18 protein-coding genes are annotated in these 17,246 nt (G+C 70.3%); 14 read left to right on the top strand and 4 right to left on the bottom strand.

The window, feature by feature from the left end; genetic code table 11:
• Positions 1-63: 63 nt before the first annotated feature.
• Entirely contained in the window at positions 64-393 is a 330-nt protein-coding gene (locus QC180_RS05875; RefSeq protein ID WP_278261558.1) for a hypothetical protein, read from the bottom strand.
• A 70-nt stretch (positions 394-463) separates the two neighbouring features.
• Positions 464-1,276 carry a DUF3109 family protein gene (locus tag QC180_RS05870; protein WP_278261557.1) on the bottom strand — a complete coding sequence of 271 codons (813 nt, stop codon included), beginning with the start codon at positions 1,274-1,276 and terminating at the stop codon, positions 464-466.
• A 119-nt stretch (positions 1,277-1,395) separates the two neighbouring features.
• On the opposite strand from QC180_RS05870, the gene QC180_RS05865 reads away from it, so the two are divergent.
• The 9 genes from QC180_RS05865 to QC180_RS05825 all read left to right on the top strand — a co-directional run bounded on the left by QC180_RS05865 (position 1,396) and on the right by QC180_RS05825 (position 9,974).
• Positions 1,396-2,379: a Ppx/GppA family phosphatase gene (locus tag QC180_RS05865; RefSeq protein WP_278261556.1), complete on the top strand. Its 984-nt coding sequence runs from the start codon at positions 1,396-1,398 to the stop codon at positions 2,377-2,379.
• Positions 2,376-4,217 carry a hypothetical protein gene (locus QC180_RS05860; RefSeq protein WP_278261555.1) on the top strand — a complete coding sequence of 614 codons (1,842 nt, stop codon included), beginning with the start codon at positions 2,376-2,378 and terminating at the stop codon, positions 4,215-4,217. Before QC180_RS05865 ends, QC180_RS05860 begins: the two co-directional genes overlap by 4 nt.
• Positions 4,218-4,233: 16 nt before the next feature.
• Positions 4,234-5,112 (top strand): sugar phosphate isomerase/epimerase family protein, encoded by an 879-nt coding sequence (locus QC180_RS05855; RefSeq protein WP_278261554.1) that lies wholly within the window; start codon positions 4,234-4,236, stop codon positions 5,110-5,112.
• Positions 5,113-5,190: 78 nt separating this feature from the next.
• Positions 5,191-6,057 (top strand): thioesterase family protein, encoded by an 867-nt coding sequence (locus QC180_RS05850; protein ID WP_278261553.1) that lies wholly within the window; start codon positions 5,191-5,193, stop codon positions 6,055-6,057.
• 28 nt (positions 6,058-6,085) lie between these two features.
• Complete coding sequence (proC, locus tag QC180_RS05845) at positions 6,086-6,904, top strand: pyrroline-5-carboxylate reductase (RefSeq protein ID WP_278261552.1); 819 nt, start codon at positions 6,086-6,088, stop codon at positions 6,902-6,904.
• Between the two features lie 162 nt (positions 6,905-7,066).
• Positions 7,067-7,336 carry a helix-turn-helix domain-containing protein gene (locus QC180_RS05840; protein ID WP_278261551.1) on the top strand — a complete coding sequence of 90 codons (270 nt, stop codon included), beginning with the start codon at positions 7,067-7,069 and terminating at the stop codon, positions 7,334-7,336.
• A gap of 281 nt (positions 7,337-7,617) precedes the next feature.
• Entirely contained in the window at positions 7,618-7,719 is a 102-nt protein-coding gene (locus QC180_RS05835) for a 30S ribosomal protein bS22 (protein ID WP_003402602.1), read from the top strand.
• Positions 7,720-7,905: 186 nt separating this feature from the next.
• The gene (locus QC180_RS05830; RefSeq protein WP_278261550.1) at positions 7,906-8,961 is read left to right on the top strand and encodes an NAD-dependent epimerase/dehydratase family protein; all 1,056 of its coding nucleotides are present in this window, start codon (positions 7,906-7,908) and stop codon (positions 8,959-8,961) included.
• Positions 8,958-9,974: a lysophospholipid acyltransferase family protein gene (locus QC180_RS05825; protein WP_278261549.1), complete on the top strand. Its 1,017-nt coding sequence runs from the start codon at positions 8,958-8,960 to the stop codon at positions 9,972-9,974. The genes QC180_RS05830 and QC180_RS05825 overlap by 4 nt, the downstream gene beginning before the upstream one ends.
• A 241-nt stretch (positions 9,975-10,215) precedes the next feature.
• Here QC180_RS05825 and QC180_RS05820 read toward each other — a convergent pair whose 3' ends face one another.
• On the bottom strand, positions 10,216-11,241 hold the full coding sequence (locus QC180_RS05820) for an HAD family hydrolase (RefSeq protein ID WP_474646393.1): 1,026 nt from the start codon (positions 11,239-11,241) through the stop codon (positions 10,216-10,218).
• An 88-nt stretch (positions 11,242-11,329) separates the two neighbouring features.
• On the opposite strand from QC180_RS05820, the gene QC180_RS05815 reads away from it, so the two are divergent.
• From QC180_RS05815 to QC180_RS05795, 5 genes are all read left to right on the top strand, one after another.
• A complete protein-coding gene (locus tag QC180_RS05815) occupies positions 11,330-11,611 on the top strand; it encodes a glutaredoxin family protein (protein ID WP_278261548.1) in 282 nt (93 codons plus the stop codon).
• Positions 11,612-11,817: 206 nt separating this feature from the next.
• Entirely contained in the window at positions 11,818-12,687 is an 870-nt protein-coding gene (locus QC180_RS05810) for a redox-sensing transcriptional repressor Rex (protein ID WP_278261547.1), read from the top strand.
• Entirely contained in the window at positions 12,684-14,105 is a 1,422-nt protein-coding gene (locus QC180_RS05805) for a glutamyl-tRNA reductase (protein WP_278261546.1), read from the top strand. The genes QC180_RS05810 and QC180_RS05805 overlap by 4 nt, the downstream gene beginning before the upstream one ends.
• Positions 14,102-15,133 (top strand): hydroxymethylbilane synthase, encoded by a 1,032-nt coding sequence (gene hemC / locus QC180_RS05800; protein ID WP_278261545.1) that lies wholly within the window; start codon positions 14,102-14,104, stop codon positions 15,131-15,133. Before QC180_RS05805 ends, hemC begins: the two co-directional genes overlap by 4 nt.
• Entirely contained in the window at positions 15,130-16,701 is a 1,572-nt protein-coding gene (locus tag QC180_RS05795) for a bifunctional uroporphyrinogen-III C-methyltransferase/uroporphyrinogen-III synthase (protein ID WP_278261544.1), read from the top strand. Before hemC ends, QC180_RS05795 begins: the two co-directional genes overlap by 4 nt.
• A 56-nt stretch (positions 16,702-16,757) precedes the next feature.
• Here the strand turns inward: QC180_RS05795 and QC180_RS05790 are convergent, their stop codons facing one another.
• The gene (locus QC180_RS05790) at positions 16,758-17,039 is read right to left on the bottom strand and encodes a hypothetical protein (RefSeq protein WP_278261543.1); all 282 of its coding nucleotides are present in this window, start codon (positions 17,037-17,039) and stop codon (positions 16,758-16,760) included.
• Positions 17,040-17,246 lie beyond the last annotated feature (207 nt).

Below are 17,246 nucleotides of genomic sequence, written 5' to 3'. Positions count from 1 at the left end.
GCTGCGACAGTGGGGACGGGCTCTACTCGTCTAACAACAACCCCGCGGCGCCAGCTGCCAAAACTAGAGCGCGCTCCAGGCTTCGCCGATGGGGGTGTCGATCTTCTTCAGGGGCAGCCAGCCGAAGGCGTCTTCCTGCATGCAGTCGTAGATCGGCACGTCGGCGCCGTTGCCGCGGCAGGCGATGGTGGTCGAGGTGCCCTGGGCGCTCACGATGATGTATTTGCCGTCGGCGGCGGCGTTGACGGCCGCCGGGTCGAGGTAGTTGACGAAGCTGCTGGTGAAGTCGGCGTAGGCGGCCGGGTCGCCGTTCGGTTCGGCCGAAGCGATGCCGGTCATGGACAGGCCCGCGCCGATCAGCAGGGTCGCCAGGGTGAGTGCTTTAGTGGACATGACGAGTTATCCAACCCTAATTCGGTGACGTCCGCACTACCGTCAGATGAACCGCGGGCCCCCAGGGGTTTCATTCTCCCTGATCGGAAGGCCCGCGCCGCTCGGCTTCGACGGTGGCCGGATGGACCGCGATCAGACCGAGTCCCTCGCGGCGGCGGCAGAGCCGGGCGAGTTCGTCGTAGGCGGGTCCGCCGAGCAGTTCGCGCAGTTCGGGGCCGTAGGACTGCCAGACCGGCCGGGTGCCGACGTGGGCGTCGGGGGAGCCGGTGCAGTACCAGTCCAGGTCGAGGCCGCCGGGGCCCCAGCCGCGCCGGTCGTATTCGGTGACCACGGTGCGCAGGATCTGTTCGCCGTCGGGGCGTTCCACCCAGTCCTGGGTGCGGCGGATGGGCAGCTGCCAGCACACGTCCGGCTTCACCTCGAGCGGTTCGATGCCCTTGCGCACGGCCATGATGTGCAGCGCGCAGCCCGCGCCCGCGGCGAAACCGGGACGGTTGAGGAAGATGCAGGCGCCGTCGTAGCGGCGGGTGCGCAGGGCGGGTTCGTCCTCGAGTTCGTCGAGTTCGAGGTAACCCTTCTTGACGACCTTGCCCTTCTCGGTGGCCTCGCCCATCAGCTGCCAGTCATCCGGTGTGAGCATCTTCACAGCGCCGGCCAGGCGCTTGCGGTCGTCCTTGTCGGAGAGGAAGGCGCCGTGCGAGCAGCAGCCGTCGTCGGGGCGATCGGCGATGATGCCCTGACAGGCCGGTGTGCCGAACACGCAGGACCAGCGCGACAGCAGCCAGGTCAGGTCGGCGACGATCTGGTGCTCGTCGTTTGCTGGGTCGGTGAACTCGATCCATTCGCGGGGGAAGTCGAGCTCGACCTCCGGGCTCGGATCCATCTTCCGCCCAGGTCGGAGCCCGGTCCCGTGGTTGCCGGATGCGCCATCGGTCACAACAGGTGACGCTAACAGTTCAGTCGCCTGGCCCGTAGTACCGGACCACCAAGTACCGTATTCGTGTGCGGCTTGGTGTTCTCGATGTCGGAAGCAATACCGTTCACCTGCTCGTGGTGGACGCGCATCGTGGTGGTCACCCGATGCCCATGAGCTCGTCGAAGTCGGCGTTGCGCCTGTCGGAGAACATGGACGGCGAGGGCCGCATCACCACCGAGGGCGAGGCCAGGCTCATCGCCACGATCACCGAATTCGCCGATCTGGCCCGTACTTCGCGCTGTGTCGAACTGATGCCGTTCGCCACCTCCGCGCTGCGCGAGGCCACCAATTCCGACGAGGTCCTCACCCGCGTCCGCGCCAGCACCGGGGTGGATCTGGAGGTGCTCTCGGGCGAGGACGAGGCCCGGCTGACCTTCCTGGCCGTGCGCCGCTGGTTCGGCTGGAGCGCGGGCCGCATCATCAATCTCGATATCGGCGGCGGCTCGCTGGAGATGTCCAACGGCGGCGACGAGGAGCCCGATGTGGCGCTGTCGTTGCAGCTGGGCGCGGGCCGACTCACCCGCGAGTGGCTGCGCGACGATCCGCCGGGCAAGCGCAAGATCGCGGTGCTGCGTGACTGGCTCGACGCCGAACTGGTGGTGCCGACCAAGGCGATCGCCGCGGCGGGCAAACCGGACCTGGCCGTGGGCACCTCGAAGACCTTCCGTTCGCTGGCCCGGCTGACCGGTGCCGCACCCTCGGCGGCCGGTCCGCGCGTGCGCCGTACACTGACCAGCTCCGGACTGCGCCAGCTGATCGCGTTCATCTCGCGGATGACCGCATCGGACCGCGCGGAACTGGAGGGTGTGAGTTCGGACCGGTCCCAGCAGTTGGTGGCCGGCGCACTGGTCGCGGAGGCGAGTATGCGGGCGTTGTCGCTCGACAGCATCGAGATCTGCCCTTGGGCGCTGCGTGAGGGGCTCATCCTGCGCAAGCTCGATGCCGAGCCGAACGGAGGCCCGGCCCTCGTGCCGCCGCTGGCGTCGGTGACGAGAGCGGAGCCCGCATGAGCAACGACGATTCCAAACAGCTCTCGGTCGCCGAGCTACTCGCGCGCAATGCCGCGCAGGGCTCGACCCCGTCCTCCGGGGGCGGCGGCCGACGCAGACGCAGCGGCCGCGGACTCTCGGTCACCGATCTGACCGGCGAGAACGCCACCGTCCGCTCCGGTCCCAGCTCGCACGCGGCGCCCTCGGAGCCGGAGCCGCCCGCCCCGGACCCGGGGTACGCGCCCGAACCCGCCCCGCCCGCGAGTTACCAGCCCGCCCCCTATCCGCCGCCCGGCCCGGCCGAGCCCGCGTTCTCCCCGATGTCGGGTCCGATCTCCCGCGTCGACCCCGGCGATCCGCTCGGCCTGACCGCGCCGCGTCCGGCCGCCGACCCGTTCGGTCCGTTCCGCGCCGAGGCCCGCGATCTCGCGACGCCGTCGAACGACCGGGGGACCTTCCGACTGGGCGCGCCCTCGTCCGGCGCGGTCGACCCCGAGATCGCCCAGATGTTCGGCTCCGGCGCGATCCCCGCGGTCGGCGGCGGACGTCGCCGCAGGCCCGAGCCGGAGCCCGAGGCCACCCCCTCCTTCCCCGAACCGCCGCAGCCGCCCCCGGCCACCGGTGGCCGCGCCGCGCGTCGCCGGGCCGCCGAGGCCGCCGAGGAGGCCGCTGCCCCGCCAGCGCCCGCCGCTCCGCCCTCGCCCGCCGTCCCGGCCTCGTGGGCGCCGCAGCCGCCCGCCTACGGTCCGACGGGTTTCGAGGCGCCCTACGCCCCGGCGGCCGAGGCGCCGCCGCAGCCGTTCGGCACGCCCGGACCCGGTTTCGCCGGTCTGCCCGACTTCGCCCCGCGCCCGGACGCCAACGCCACCCAGGCGCTCAACCGGCCGCCCGCCGCGAACTCCCCGCGCCCGGACGCCAACGCCACCCAGGCGTTGAACCGCCCGCCCGCGAACCCGCCGCGCCCCGACGCCACCCAGGCGCTCGACCGCGCGCCCGCCGGTGACCAGGCCCGGCCCGAACTCGACCAGCGTCCGTCGCTGGATCGGCGCAGGCCAGCGCCGGGGACCGAGAAGTCGAAGCTGCCCTCGTGGTCGGCGCGCAGGCATCGTCCCGAGCCCGCCGCGCCCGAGAGCGGCGGCTTCCCGACGGCCGCGTGGTCGCCGGTCAGCCAGGAGCAGCCGCTCATCGCGGGTCAGTCCGTCGCCGGTGACCTGCTGCGGCAGCGGGCCGAACACGGCCCCGACGCCGACGCGCACACCGAGGTGTACTCCCTCGGCGGCGCCGATCCGGACACCGATGACTACGCCGAAAGCGATTACGCCGAGCGCGATTACGCCGACAACGACTACTCCGAGTACGCCGACGGCGAGTACGACGAGGACGACTACTACGACGACGAGGACGACGACCCCAGCCCGCGCCGCGGCAAGCGCGCGGCCACCAAGGCGGTCGCCTCGAAGATGGCGAGCCGGGCCAAATCCCGTGCGCGAGAGGCCAGGTCGCGAGCCAGCCGGGTGACCTCGCGGGCGGCCACCGCCTCGTCGGGGCGCGCCGAGAGCCGAGGCGCGCGCGCGGCGCGCGGCACCGGCGAGGACGCGCACCGCCGCCAGTGGATGATCCTGGGCGCGCAGAGCGCGGGCGCCGCGATCGCCGGAATGTTGCTGTTCAAGGGTTTCGAGACGATGTGGGAGACGCTGCCGTGGGTGGCGTTGGCGCTCGCGATGGTCGTCATCCTGGGTCTGGTCGCGCTGGTGCGGGTGCTGCGCCGCACCGACGACATCTTCAGCACTGTGATCGCCGTCGTCGTGGGCGTCTTCGTGACGCTGGGACCGCTAGCCTTTCTCCTCAGTACCAGCTGATTACAGGGAGTGGGCTGTGGGGAACGCGCGGACTGAGATCGGGATCGGGCTCTCGACGGCGTCGGTGTATCCGGAGAACACCCAGGCGGCGTTCCGGTATGCCGCCGAATTGGGTTACGACGGTGTGGAATTGATGGTCTGGGCCGAACCGGCCAGCCAGGACATCGCGACCGTGCAGTCCTACGCCAAGCGCTACGGGGTGCCGGTGCTGGCGGTGCACGCGCCGTGTCTGCTGATCTCCCAACGGGTCTGGGGCGCCGATCCGGTCGCCAAGCTGGAACGCAGCGTGCGCACCGCCGAGGCGCTGGGCGCCGACACCATGGTGGTGCATCCGCCGTTCCGCTGGCAGCGCCGCTACGCCAAGGGCTTCGCCGAGCAGGTCGGTGAACTCGAGGCGCACCATCCGGTGAAGGTGGCGGTGGAGAACATGTTCCCGATGCGCGCCGACACGCTGTTCCGCGAGGGCTCGGTGCGCAGGCTCGAACGCCGCTCCGGACCGGGTCCGGCGGTGAGCGCGTTCAGTCCGTCCTACGACCCCACCGACATCGGCTTCGACCACTACACCCTCGATCTCTCGCACACCGCGACCGCGGGCGCCGACGCGCTCGAACTGGCCCGGCGGATGGGTTCGGGCCTGGTGCACCTGCACCTGGCCGACGGTCGCGGCGCCGCCCACGACGAGCACCTGATCCCCGGCGAGGGCACCCAGCCGTGCGCGCAGCTGTGTGAGCACCTGGTGCACACCGGCTTCACCGGCCACGCCGTCGCCGAGATCAACACCCAGAACGCGCGCACCACCGCCCAGCGCTCGGCGCTGCTCGCGCGCACCCTCGAGTTCGCGCGCCTGCATCTCACCGGCGCGACCCCGGACCCGCACCACGCCGACCTTCCCTGACCTGTTCGCCCACCGGGAATACCACGCGCGCGCCCCTGCTTGTACGCTGTACGAATTGAACCTCGACCAGGAGTGACGATGACGCGAGAACTCGCGACCGACGCGCCGTTCAGTCAGGTCGTCGACCTGACCGAGCTCACCACCACCGATGCCGAGACCGGCCGCTACGCCGGGGTCATCGCACCCACCTGGACCATCGGTCCCAAGGTGCACGGCGGCACCATGGTCGCCGCCAGCGCCGCCGCGGCCACCCGCTGGCTCACCGAGGCCGACGAATCCTTCGCGCAGATGGCACCGATCGCGGCCAGCTCCGACTTCCTCGGCGCGCCCGACCCGGGCGAGGTCGAGTACGCGGTCCAGATCCGCAAGAAGGGCCGCCAGATCTGCCTGGCCGACGCCGAACTGATCCAGAACGGCCGCACCCTGGTCCGCACCTCCTTCACCTTCGGCCACCTCGACGCCACCGCCACCCGCTGGAGCGGCCCCGACACCGACATGCCCGCCGAGCCCAGCGACGCGGCCCACCGCTACACGCCGGACTCGCCGATGGGCAAGATCGTGCACGTCAGCCAGGGCGCGCACGTGCTCATCGACCCGAGCCAGGCGGAGTTCCTGCGCGGGGAGACCGCCGCGCCGCGACTGCGGCTGTGGATGCGCCCCTTCGACGGCGACGAGTCCGACCCGCGCGTGCGCGCCGCCTTCGCCATGATGGCCGCCGACATGAGCCCGCCGGTGCCGATGAACCTCGGCCACTTCGGCTGGTCGCCGACCGTGCAGATGACCACCTACCTGCGCCGGATCCCCGCGCCGGGCTGGCTGCGCGTCATCGCGACCGCCCGTGAGGTCGGTGAGCGCATGTTCGACGAGGACCAGCTGGTCATCGACTCGACCGGGGCGGTCGTCGCGCAGAGCCGTCAGCTGGCCCTCATCCCGGCGGCGCGCTGACCCACCCCGGCCAACTAACCTGGACCGCATGACGAGAATTGCGGTGGTCGGTGGCGGTCGGATCGGTGAGGCGTTGATCGCCGGATTGCTGGAATCCGGCCGGGCGACCAAGGATCTGGTGGTCGTGGAGCCCTCGGCCGCGCGCGCGACCCAGCTCGCCGACCGGTTCAAGATCCGGGTGAGCAAGTCGGTCGCCGACGCGGTCGTCGGCGCCGACATCGTCGTGGTCGCGGTCAAGCCCGGCGTGGTCGACTCGGTGCTCACCGATCTGTCCAAGGCCGACCTCGACACCGGCGCCGAGCAGGTGCTGGTGTCGCTGGCCGCCGGGGTGAGCACCGCGCACCTGGAGGCCAAGCTGCCCGCCGGGTATCCCGTGGTGCGGGTGATGTCGAATACGCCGATGCTGGTGGGGCAGGGGATGAGCGTGCTCTCGCCCGGCCGCTACGCCAAGTCCGAGCAGCTCGAGCAGGTGGGCGAGATGCTCGAGGCCGTCGGCAAGGTGGTCACGGTGCCCGAATCGCAGATGGACGCGGTCACCGCGGTCTCCGGTTCCGGTCCCGCGTATTTCTTCCTGGTCGTGGAGGCCATGATCGACGCGGGTGTGGGCCTGGGCCTGACCCGCGAGGTGGCCAGCGAGCTGGTCACCCAGACGATGATCGGTTCGGCGGCGCTGCTCGACGAGACCGGCCAGAGCGCGGTCGACCTGCGTGTCGCGGTCACCTCGCCCGGCGGCACCACCGCCGCGGCCCTGCGCGAACTCGAGCGCGGCGCGCTGCGCTCGACCTTCACCGAGGCATTGCACGCCGCCAAGCAACGATCCGCCGAACACGGCACGTCGAACGAATGACCGCCGGGTACCCGGGATGAAAACCGATTTCTCACACCCGTCGCAGTAATCCCACTGGTCCCGCTAAGCTCGTAGAAGCACGTGCGTGTCTGTTCCGCCGGTGGGGAAGCCGGCGGCGCGGACGTGCCGGAGGTCAATGGTGCCATGATGGCTGCGAACAGAATGTCTGCGAACAATTCACCGGCATCGGGTGGCGGAGCGGGTTCGCCCGCTTCCCGCTCCGGTGCCCCGCAGGGACAACCGGTGATCGGCGGTGGCACGCACTTTCTCACCGTCGCCGAAGTCGCCGACCTCATGCGGGTCTCGAAGATGACGGTGTATCGGCTGGTGCACTCGGGCGAACTGCCCGCGGTGCGCGTCGGCCGGTCCTTCCGGGTGCACGCGAAGGCCGTGCACGACTACCTGGAGACGTCCTACTTCGACGCGGGCTGACCTGGACGGTCAGCAATAGTGGTCTCGGCCCGCCCTCGACTCTGGACTGACCGGAGGGAGGGAAGAGTCGAGGTCACAGGGCCGAGACCCGCGGCGCCAGCCGCCATCAACACGGCGGTTTCGTCGCTGTACCGGTGTCCCGGTAGCATGGGCACTCGGTTCGTGTCCGCCTGCCGGTGGCACCGCTTCGTGGTGTCCGGTGCGCCCCGGCGGCGCGGACACCAGAAGACGCACGCGACACCGTGTGTGTATGCCGAGTAGAGAGAACGCGAGGAAACCCTATGGGTTCTGTGATCAAGAAGCGCCGCAAGCGTATGTCGAAGAAGAAGCACCGCAAGCTGCTTCGCCGCACGCGTGTGCAGCGGCGCAAACTCGGCAAGTAAGCCCGCATGCCCGCGACGAGCCCGTCACCTACGAGGTGGCGGGCTCTCGCTGTGAAATGGTCGGGTTTGTAAATCTCACTGTGCGGTGACCATCGTCATCGTTAAAAGCTTGTTGATCGTGGCGGCGGGTGGCGCGAATGCGGCTACTCTGGTACGCGGGAAAACATGAGAAGCAGGGGGCTTTGAGTGGGGTCAGATCCGAAAGTCGTCCTGGTCACCGGAGCCAGCCGTTTCTTCGGTGGCAATGTCGCGGCCCGGCTCGCCGCCGCACCCGGCGTCGAGCGGGTGATCGCCGTCGACACCATGACTCCCAGCCGAGAATTGCGCAGGCGGATGGGCAGCGCCGAGTTCGTGCGCGCCGACATCCGCAATCCGCTCATCCGCAAGGTCGTCGAGGGCAACGAGGTCGACACCGTCGTGCACGCCTCGGTCCTCACCCGTCCGCCCGCCGGGGGTGGGCGCGCGGTGATGAAGGACCTCAACGTCCTCGGGGCGATGCAATTGCTCGCGGTCTGCCAGAAGGCGCCGTCGGTGCGGCGGGTGGTGGTGCGTTCGTCCTCGGCCGTCTACGGATGCAGTGCCAAGGACCCGGCGAAGTTCACCGAGGAGATGGGCGCGCGCACCCCGCCCGCGGGCTGGTTCGCCCGCGACATGATCGATATCGAGGCCCTGGTGCGCGCGATGGCGCGGCGCAGGCCCGACATCTCCGCCGCCATCCTGCGCTTCGCGCCGATCGTCGGGCCCCGGCTGGCCGATCACGGCGTGCAATACCTGCGGTCGCCGATCACCCCGACCGTGCTCGGCCGCGAGGCCAGGCTGCAATTGCTGCACGAGGAAGACGCGGTCGCGGTGCTGGTGCACGCGGCGCAGCGGGCCAAGGGTGGCACGGTCAACGTCGCCGGTGACGGCGCGCTGGCCATGTCGCAGGCGATCCGGCGGGCCGGGCGGATCACCGTCCCGGTGCCGCTGTTCGCCTTCCGCACGGTCGGGCGCACGCTGATGGGCCCGATCATGCGCGGTTTCAGCGGTGAACAACCCGACTACTTCCACTTCGGCTGCGGGCTCGACACCACCCGCATGCGTACCGAACTCGGTTTCACGCCCCGCTGGACCACGGTCCAGGCATTCGACGACTTCATCGCGGGCGCAGCGTTGCGGCCCGTCTTCGATCCGGCATGGATCGACGCCGCGGAACACAAACTGCTCGGCCTCATCGGGGCCGGTTCAGGAGCGCGTACATGAACGAGGGAGCGAAAGTCATCCGTCTCGACACCAATGTCGAGACCAGGCAACGACCTGCGACCCGGCGGTGGCCGGATCAGCCGATGCAGGCGATGCCGGTCACTTCGCTGAGTGAACGCAGGCCCGGCATGCCGCCGCGGCCCCCCAAGACGCTGTCGGAGGTCATGCGCGACGCCCTCGGCGAGCAGATCGAGAAGACCGCCGAGTTCGCGCGTCGCCGTCTCACCGGCGATTACCAGATCGACGAGTTCGGCTACGACCGGCACCTGCTGGAATCGGTCATCCTGCCCGCGCTGCGCCCGCTGTCGGACTACTGGTTCCGGGTCGAGACCGCGGGCATCGAGAACGTCCCCGCCACCGGCGGCGCGCTGCTGGTGGCCAACCACGCGGGCACCGTGCCGATCGACGGGCTGATGCTGCAGCTGGCGGTGCACGACAAGCACCCCGAGCAGCGTGCGCTGCGGCTGCTGGCCGCCGACCTCATCTTCGAACTGCCCATGCTGGGCGCGCTGGCCCGCAAGGCCGGGCACACGCTGGCCTGCCACCCCGACGCCGAGCGGCTGCTGCGCTCCGGACACATCGCCGGTGTTTTCCCGGAGGGTTTCAAGGGCGTCGGAAAGAATTACGCCGATCGGTACAAGTTGCAGCGATTCGGCCGCGGCGGGTTCGTTTCCGCGGCCGTGCGCACCGGGGTGCCGATCATTCCGGTCTCGATCGTCGGTTCGGAGGAGATTTATCCGAAACTGGCCGATATCAAGCCGCTGGCGCGTTTGCTCGGATTGCCCTATTTCCCGGTGACCCCGCTGTTCCCGCATTTGGGTCCGCTCGGCGCAATTCCGCTGCCGTCGAAGTGGTACATCGAGTTCGGCGAACCGATTGCGACCTCGTCGTTCGCGCCGGAAGAAGCCGACGATCCGATGACCATGTTCGAGGTCACCGACCAGGTCCGCGAAACCATTCAGCAAACCCTCTACAAGCTGTTGGCGAAGCGTCGTAATCCGGTCCTGGGCTGACCTGTGTTTTTTGGAGCGCTGGCGCGCTCGAGTCGCGGCCCCCTGGGGGGCCGCCGGTCAGGCGCCGTTGCTTGCTCCTTCGTCGCGTACGCAACGGCGCCTGACCGGCGGCCCGGGCCGCGACCGGCCACTTCGTGGCCGCCGCTCCTCGGGGTCGCGGGTGCGGGGTTGGGAGTGCGGTCATGGCGGACTTGTTCGGGGCACTGGTGTGTCGTCGAGCGCGGGTTGGTGTGTTCAGACCTCAGTGGTCGCGGTGGCGGGCTACGGCCGCTGCAACAGCGCCACCGGCCGCCCCTAGGGCGAGGGCGGTGGGGACGCCGATCTTGGCGGCCTTGCGGCCGGTGCGGAAGTCGCGGATCTCCCAGCCCCGGTTCTTGGCGACCTCGCGCAGGTCGGAGTCGGGGTTGATGGCCACGGCGGTGCCGACCAGCGAGAGCATCGGGACGTCGTTGTGGCTGTCGGAGTAGGCCGTGCAGCGCTTGAGGTTGAGGCCCTCGCGGATGGCCAGGGTGCGCACGGCGTGTGCCTTGCCCAGGCCGTGCAGGATGTCACCGACCAGGCGGCCGGTGAACTTCCCGTCGACGCTCTCGGCGACCGTGCCCAGTGCGCCGGTCAGGCCGAGGCGCTTGGCGATCACGTTGGCCAGTTCCACCGGGGTCGCGGTCACCAGCCAGACCTGCTGGCCCGCGTCGAGGTGCATCTGGGCCAGCGCGCGGGTGCCGGGCCAGATCTTGTCGGCGATGATCTCGTCGTAGATCTCCTCGCCGAGCGCGGCGAGTTCGGCGGTGGGCCTGCCCGCGATGAAGCTGAGCGCCTTCTCCCGGCCCGAGGCCATGTCGGAGGAGTTCTCCTTGCCGGTGACCCGGAACTTCACCTGCTTCCAGGCGACATCGACCAGGTCGGAGGTCTTGAAGTACTTGCGCGCGGCCAGCCCGCGGGCGAAGTGCACGATCGAGGCACCCTGCACCAGGGTGTTGTCGACGTCGAAGAACGCGGCGGCGGTGAGGTCGCGGGGGACCTCGGGACCGGCGTCGGAGCCCTGCTCGGCCAGTTCGGCATCGTGGAGGGTGAGCGCGGCGTCGGCACTGGCCTCACCGGCCAGATTGGCGCGCAGCTCCTCCTCGCTCGGCCCGAACGGACTGCGTGGCAGCCGTGCGAACTGCTCCTGTAGCTCCTGACCGAGGCGGCTGGGCTGCCACCGGGCTGGGAACTCTCCGAATCGCCCTGCGACGAATCCGGCCCTAGTCACCTTCGAACGTTCCGGCACCAGTACCCTCCGCTAGTCGCGCGAACCATGTCCACAGTAACCGGATTCGCCGACAACCCGCGCCGGGCTCGGGGATTAAATAAGGGTCATGACGAATCCCACACCCACCGTGACCCTGTTGACGCGTGCCGGTTGCGGTATGTGCACCACCGCACTGGCGCAATTGGAGACGATCTGTGGTGATTTCGGTCTCCCGGTGCACACCGTCGACGTGGACGAAGCCGCGGTCAGCGACCCCGGCCTGCGCGCGGAGTACGGCGATCGGCTGCCGGTGGTCCTGTTGGACGGCCGTGAACACAGCTATTTCGACGTCGACGAGCCACGTTTGCGAGCAGACCTGAGCCGTTTCGCTGGTCGCGGCGGAAAATGAGGCCAATTTCACCGACTTTGTGAACGCCTGCACAAGCGGTTACGGTGGTGGCACGCAATCCGCACCGCCGCTTCACGCAGCGGCGGTGGCCGGGTTTGTGACAGCCCCCCATGGACCGGCCGCCGCCTCACCGCGCGGCGACCCACACCGGTGAACGAACGACAGGAACCGGACCGCGATCAGGCCCGGCACGAGGAGCCGACGACGTGACAGAGCAGCACGAGACGCCCGGTGGCGTCTCCGGCAAGGCTCTTCAGCGGGACATTCCGCAGGCCACGGTGACTCGTCTCGCTACCTATCTCCGGGTTCTGGCCGGGATGGCCGATTCCGGTGTTGCCATCGTATCGAGTGAGGAACTGGCTGTCGCGGCGGGTGTCAATTCGGCGAAGCTGCGCAAAGATCTTTCCTTCCTCGGACCCAACGGTGTGCGGGGTGTCGGCTATGACGTAGCCAAGTTGCGCACGAGGATCGAGGATGTGCTCGGTCTGTCGCAGGGACATCGGGTGGTGCTGATCGGTGCGGGCAATCTCGGCCGCGCACTGGTCGGCTACGGCGGTTTCGGGGTACGAGGCTTCACCGTGGTCGGGATCTTCGACAACGACCCGGCGGTGATCGGTCAGTCGTACGCCGGACTCGTCGTGCGCGATGTCGACCGGCTCACCGACCAGATCCCGGCGCTGTCCCCGACCATCGCGGTCGTGGCCGTCCCCGACGAGGCCGCCCAGGACGTGTGCGATCGCCTCGTCGCGGCCGGACTGCCCTCGATCCTGAGCTTCGCCCCGTGCGAACTGCGCGCGCCCGCCCACGTGGAGGTCCGGCGCGTCGACCTGGCGATGGAACTGCAGATGCTGTCCTTCGACGCCGCGCGCAACGACGCGCCCGCGCTGCCCGAAGCGGCGGGCGCCGGGTCGGGCATGCCCGCGCGTCGGGTGTCCGCGCAGAACCATCCCGCCCTCACACATCCCGCGCCGGTCGAACCGGCGCGCACCCGGCCGCAGCGCCGCACCGCGACGCACGCGACCACGCCCCACTCGGCAACGGAGCCAAGCACCAAGGGATCGGTGATCACCCCATGAGCGTTCTTCTGGTCGGGATTTCGCACCGGAGTGCGCCTGTCTCGGTGCTCGAGAAGGTTGCGATCAGCGAGGCCGACCGGCCGAAGCTGGTCGATCGCCTGCTCGCCTCCAGCCACGTCTCCGAGGCGATGATCGTCTCCACCTGCAACCGCGTCGAGGTCTACGCCGTGGTCGACGCCTTCCACGGCGGCCTGGGCGAGGTCAGCGACCTGCTCACCCGGCATTCGGGACTGCCGCTGGGTGATCTGACCAAGCACGCCTACGTGCGCTACAGCGAGGCCGCCGCCGAACACCTGTTCGCGGTGGCCAGCGGCCTGGACTCGATGGTCGTCGGCGAGCAGCAGGTGCTCAGCCAGATCCGCAGTGCTTACGCCAGCGCCGACGGGCAGCAGGCGGTCGGGCGCACCCTGCACGAGCTGGCCCAGCATGGTCTGCGGGTCGGCAAGCGGGTGCACTCGGAGACCGGGATCGACCGGGCGGGCGCGTCGGTGGTGTCGGTGGCGCTGGATCGCGCGCGCGGCATCGTCGGTGAGCTCGGCGGCCGGACCGCGGTGGTCCTCGGCGCCGGAGCGATGGGCGGCCTGGCGGTCGCGCACCTCTCGCGTGCCGGAATCGGGCGGATCATGGTGGTCAACCGGACCGTCGAGCGCGCACAGCGCCTGGCCGAGACCGGCCGCACCATGCACGGCGTGGACGCCGAGGCGATCGAGATGTCGCGGCTCACCGAGGCCATGGCCGGGGCCGATGTGGTGATCACCTGTACCGGCGCGGTGGGCTCCGTGGTCACCCTGGCCGACACCCACCGCGCGCTCGCCGGACGCACCCACACCGACGCCGCCGAACGGCCGCTGGTCTTCTGCGACCTCGGGCTGCCGCGCGACGTGGAACACGCCGTGGCCGGGCTGCCCGGCGTCGCCGTCATCGACATCGAATCGCTGCAGCGCGATCCGGCCGCGGGCGCCGCGGCCGACGACACCGCCGCCGCGCGCCTCATCGTCGCCGACGAACTCTCCAAATACCTTGCCGGGCAACGGATGGCGGAGGTCACCCCCACGGTGGCCGCGCTGCGCCAGCGCGCCGCCGACGTGGTGGAGGCCGAACTGCTGCGGCTGGACTCACGCCTGCCCGACCTGGCCGACCCGGCCCGCGACGAGGTGGCGCGCACCGTGCGCCGCGTCGTCGACAAGCTGCTGCACGCGCCGACAGTGCGGGTCAAGCAGCTGGCGTCCACCCCGGGCGGTGACAGCTACGCCGAAGCGCTGCGTGAGCTGTTCGAACTCAAACCCGGTGCGGTGCAAGCGGTTGCCGCGCCGATGGAGGTCGCGGCGGCCGAGTCCGCGCTGGCCGACGACTTCACCGCAGGGCACCTCGGCGATGGGCAGGCCCGCATGACCGAGTCGCAGGAGGAAACGGCATGACCACGACAGTGCAGGAAGAGGACACCGTGACCGCAGGCAGCCTTCGCGCGCCGTGGCGGATCGGCACGCGCGGCAGTTTGCTCGCCCTGACACAGGCGGGCACCGTTCGCGACGCGCTGATCGCGGCGGGGCAGCCCGCCGAGCTGGTCGTCATCAAGACCCCCGGCGACCTGTCGTCGGACCCCGTGCAGAAGATCGGCGTCGGCGTGTTCACCTCGGCGCTGCGCGACGAACTCGCCGCGGGCACCATCGACGTGGCGGTGCACTCCTACAAGGATCTGCCCACCGCGCAGGACCCGCGCTTCACCATCGCCGCCATCCCGCCCCGCGAGGACCCGCGCGACGCGCTGGTCGCCCGCGACGGACTGGTCCTCGGTGAGCTGCCCGCGGGCGCCGTGGTCGGCACCTCGGCGCCGCGCCGCGCCGCGCAGTTGCGCGCACTGGGACTCGGCCTCGAGATCGTCCCGCTGCGCGGCAACATCGACTCCCGCTTGCGCAAGGTGAGCGAGGGCGAACTCGACGCCATCGTGATCGCGCGGGCGGGCCTGTCGCGGATCGGGCGTACCGACGCCATCACCGAATCGCTCGAGCCGGTGCAGATGTTGCCCGCCCCCTCGCAGGGCGCCTTGGCGGTGGAATGCCGCAGCGACGACCCGGACCTGATCGCCATCCTGGCCGAACTGGACGACGAACCGACCAGAGCCGCGGTGCTCGCCGAGCGCGCGCTGCTCGGTGAGCTCGAGGCGGGCTGCACCGCCCCGATCGGTGCCATCGCCGAGGTCGTCGAGTCGATCGACGAGGAAGGCCGCATCTTCGAGGAACTCTCGCTGCGCGCCTGTGCCGCCGCGATCGACGGGTCCGATGTGCTGCGCGCCTCGATCGTCGGCGCGCCGCGCGACGCGGCGGAGCTCGGCCGCGCGCTGGCGCGCGAACTGCTGGATCTCGGCGCCCGCGCTCTGCTGAGCGTGGACGAGCCGACTCCGGCCCCAGACTTCACCAATTCCAGCCCGATGGAGAACAACCGATGAGCAGCCGAGCCACCAAGAAGCAACCAGGGCGGATCCTTTTCGTCGGCTCCGGCCCCGGCGACCCGGCCCTGCTGACCGTGCGTGCCCGTGACGTGCTCGAGCGGGCGACGCTAGCGTTCACCGATCCCGATGTCGACAAGGGCGTGCTGGCGTTGATCGGCGGCGCGGTCGAGCCGGGCGAGGACGGCGAACGTCCGGTCGACGTGCGCCCCGCCCTGGGCGAACCCACCGAGGTGGCCAAGACGCTGATCGCCGAGGCCCGCAACGGCCACGACGTGGTCCGCGTGGTCGCCGGTGACCCGTTGACCACCGATTCGGTGATCAACGAGGTCAACGCCGTGACCCGCTCGCACATGGTCTTCGAGGTGCTGCCGGGCCTGCCCAACGGCTCGGCGGTGCCCAGCTACGCCGGGATCGCGCTGGGCTCCGGGCACACCGAGGCCGACGTGCGCGGCGAGGTCGACTGGGCGGCGCTGGCCGCCGCGCCGGGCCCGCTGGTGCTCAACGCCACCTCCGGCCACCTGGCCGAGACCGCGAGCGCGCTGGTGGAGCACGGGCTGGCCCCGCAGACGCCGGTCGCGGTGACCGTGCGCGGCACCACCCGGCAGCAGCGCACCATCGAGGCCACCCTCGCCACGCTGAACAACGCCGCCTCCGAGCTGGTCGGCCCGCTGGTGGTGACGGTCGGCAAGGAGGTCGACAAGCGCTCGAAGATGTCGTGGTGGGAATCGCGGGCGCTCTACGGCTGGACCGTGCTGGTGCCGCGCACCAAGGACCAGGCGGGCGAGATGAGCGAGCGCCTGGTGACCCACGGCGCCATCCCCATGGAGGTGCCGACCATCGCGGTCGAGCCGCCGCGCAGCCCCGCGCAGATGGAGCGCGCGGTGAAGGGCCTGGTCGACGGCCGCTACCAGTGGGTGGTGTTCACCTCCACCAACGCGGTGCGCGCGGTGTGGGAGAAGTTCGCCGAGTTCGGTCTGGACGCGCGGGCGTTCTCCGGGGTGAAGATCGCCTGTGTCGGCGAGGCCACCGCGGAGAAGGTGCGTTCCTTCGGCATCAACCCCGAGCTGGTGCCCAGCGGCGAGCAGTCCTCCGAGGGCCTGCTGGCCGACTTCCCGCCCTACGACGACGTGTTCGACCCGGTCAACCGGGTGCTGCTGCCGCGCGCCGACATCGCCACCGAGACCCTCGCCGAGGGCCTGCGTGAGCGCGGCTGGGAGATCGACGACGTCACCGCCTACCGCACCGTGCGCGCCTCGCCGCCGCCCGCGGAGACCCGCGAGATGATCAAGACCGGCGGTTTCGACGCGGTGCTGTTCACCTCGTCCTCCACGGTCCGCAATCTGGTGGGTATCGCGGGCAAGCCGCACGCGCGCACCATCGTGGCCTGCATCGGCCCGAAGACGGCCGAGACCGCGATCGAGTTCGGCCTGCGGGTCGACGTGCAGCCCGAGACCGCCCAGGTGGGCCCGCTGGTGGAGGCGCTGGCCGAGCACGCCTCGCGCCTGCGCGCCGAGGGCCTGCTGCCGCCGCCGCGCAAGAAGAGCCGCCGCAGCAGCAGCCGCTAGGCGACCGAGTAGACCCGAAGGCCCGCCCACCGTGGCGGGCCTTCGTCGTGTCGAGGTCACCGGCTGTAGCGCAACAGTGTGCGCACCAGTCGGCAGGTGGCATCCGAGGGCGGTCGCAGCTCGATCTGTTCGGCCGTGCGGCGGATGGTGTCGTTGGTGGCCTGATTCGGCAGGTACACCCCGCTGTCGAGCAACGCGATGGTCAATCGCATGGCCTTGAGCCTGCGATTGTGCGCGATGTACCAGCGGCGCGGCCTGCCCGCGGGCAGCCGCTTCTTCTCCAGTGGCACATACGGTGCGATGAATCCGGACTTCGACGTTGCGGCAATGGCGTTCATGGCGTCCTCCCGTCGCGAGTGGGTTCCCGTCCCCGATCGCCGGGAACCCTCGAACACGCTTTCGATTGTACCGAGGGGGTCCGACAAGTTTCGTGATCCGCTCGCGGAAGCCATTGAGCTCCAGTCGGATTCGATCGTATCCACCGCCCGGTCGCGGCGTTGCGCCGGGAGTCTGTCGGTGGGCTGTGCTCTAGTGACATCAGGATT

Source organism: Nocardia anocheti (assembly GCF_029675105.1).
GTDB lineage: Bacteria > Actinomycetota > Actinomycetes > Mycobacteriales > Mycobacteriaceae > Nocardia.
Note: the sequence above shows the minus strand (reverse complement) of the source record. Positions and strands in the feature narration are given on the sequence as shown.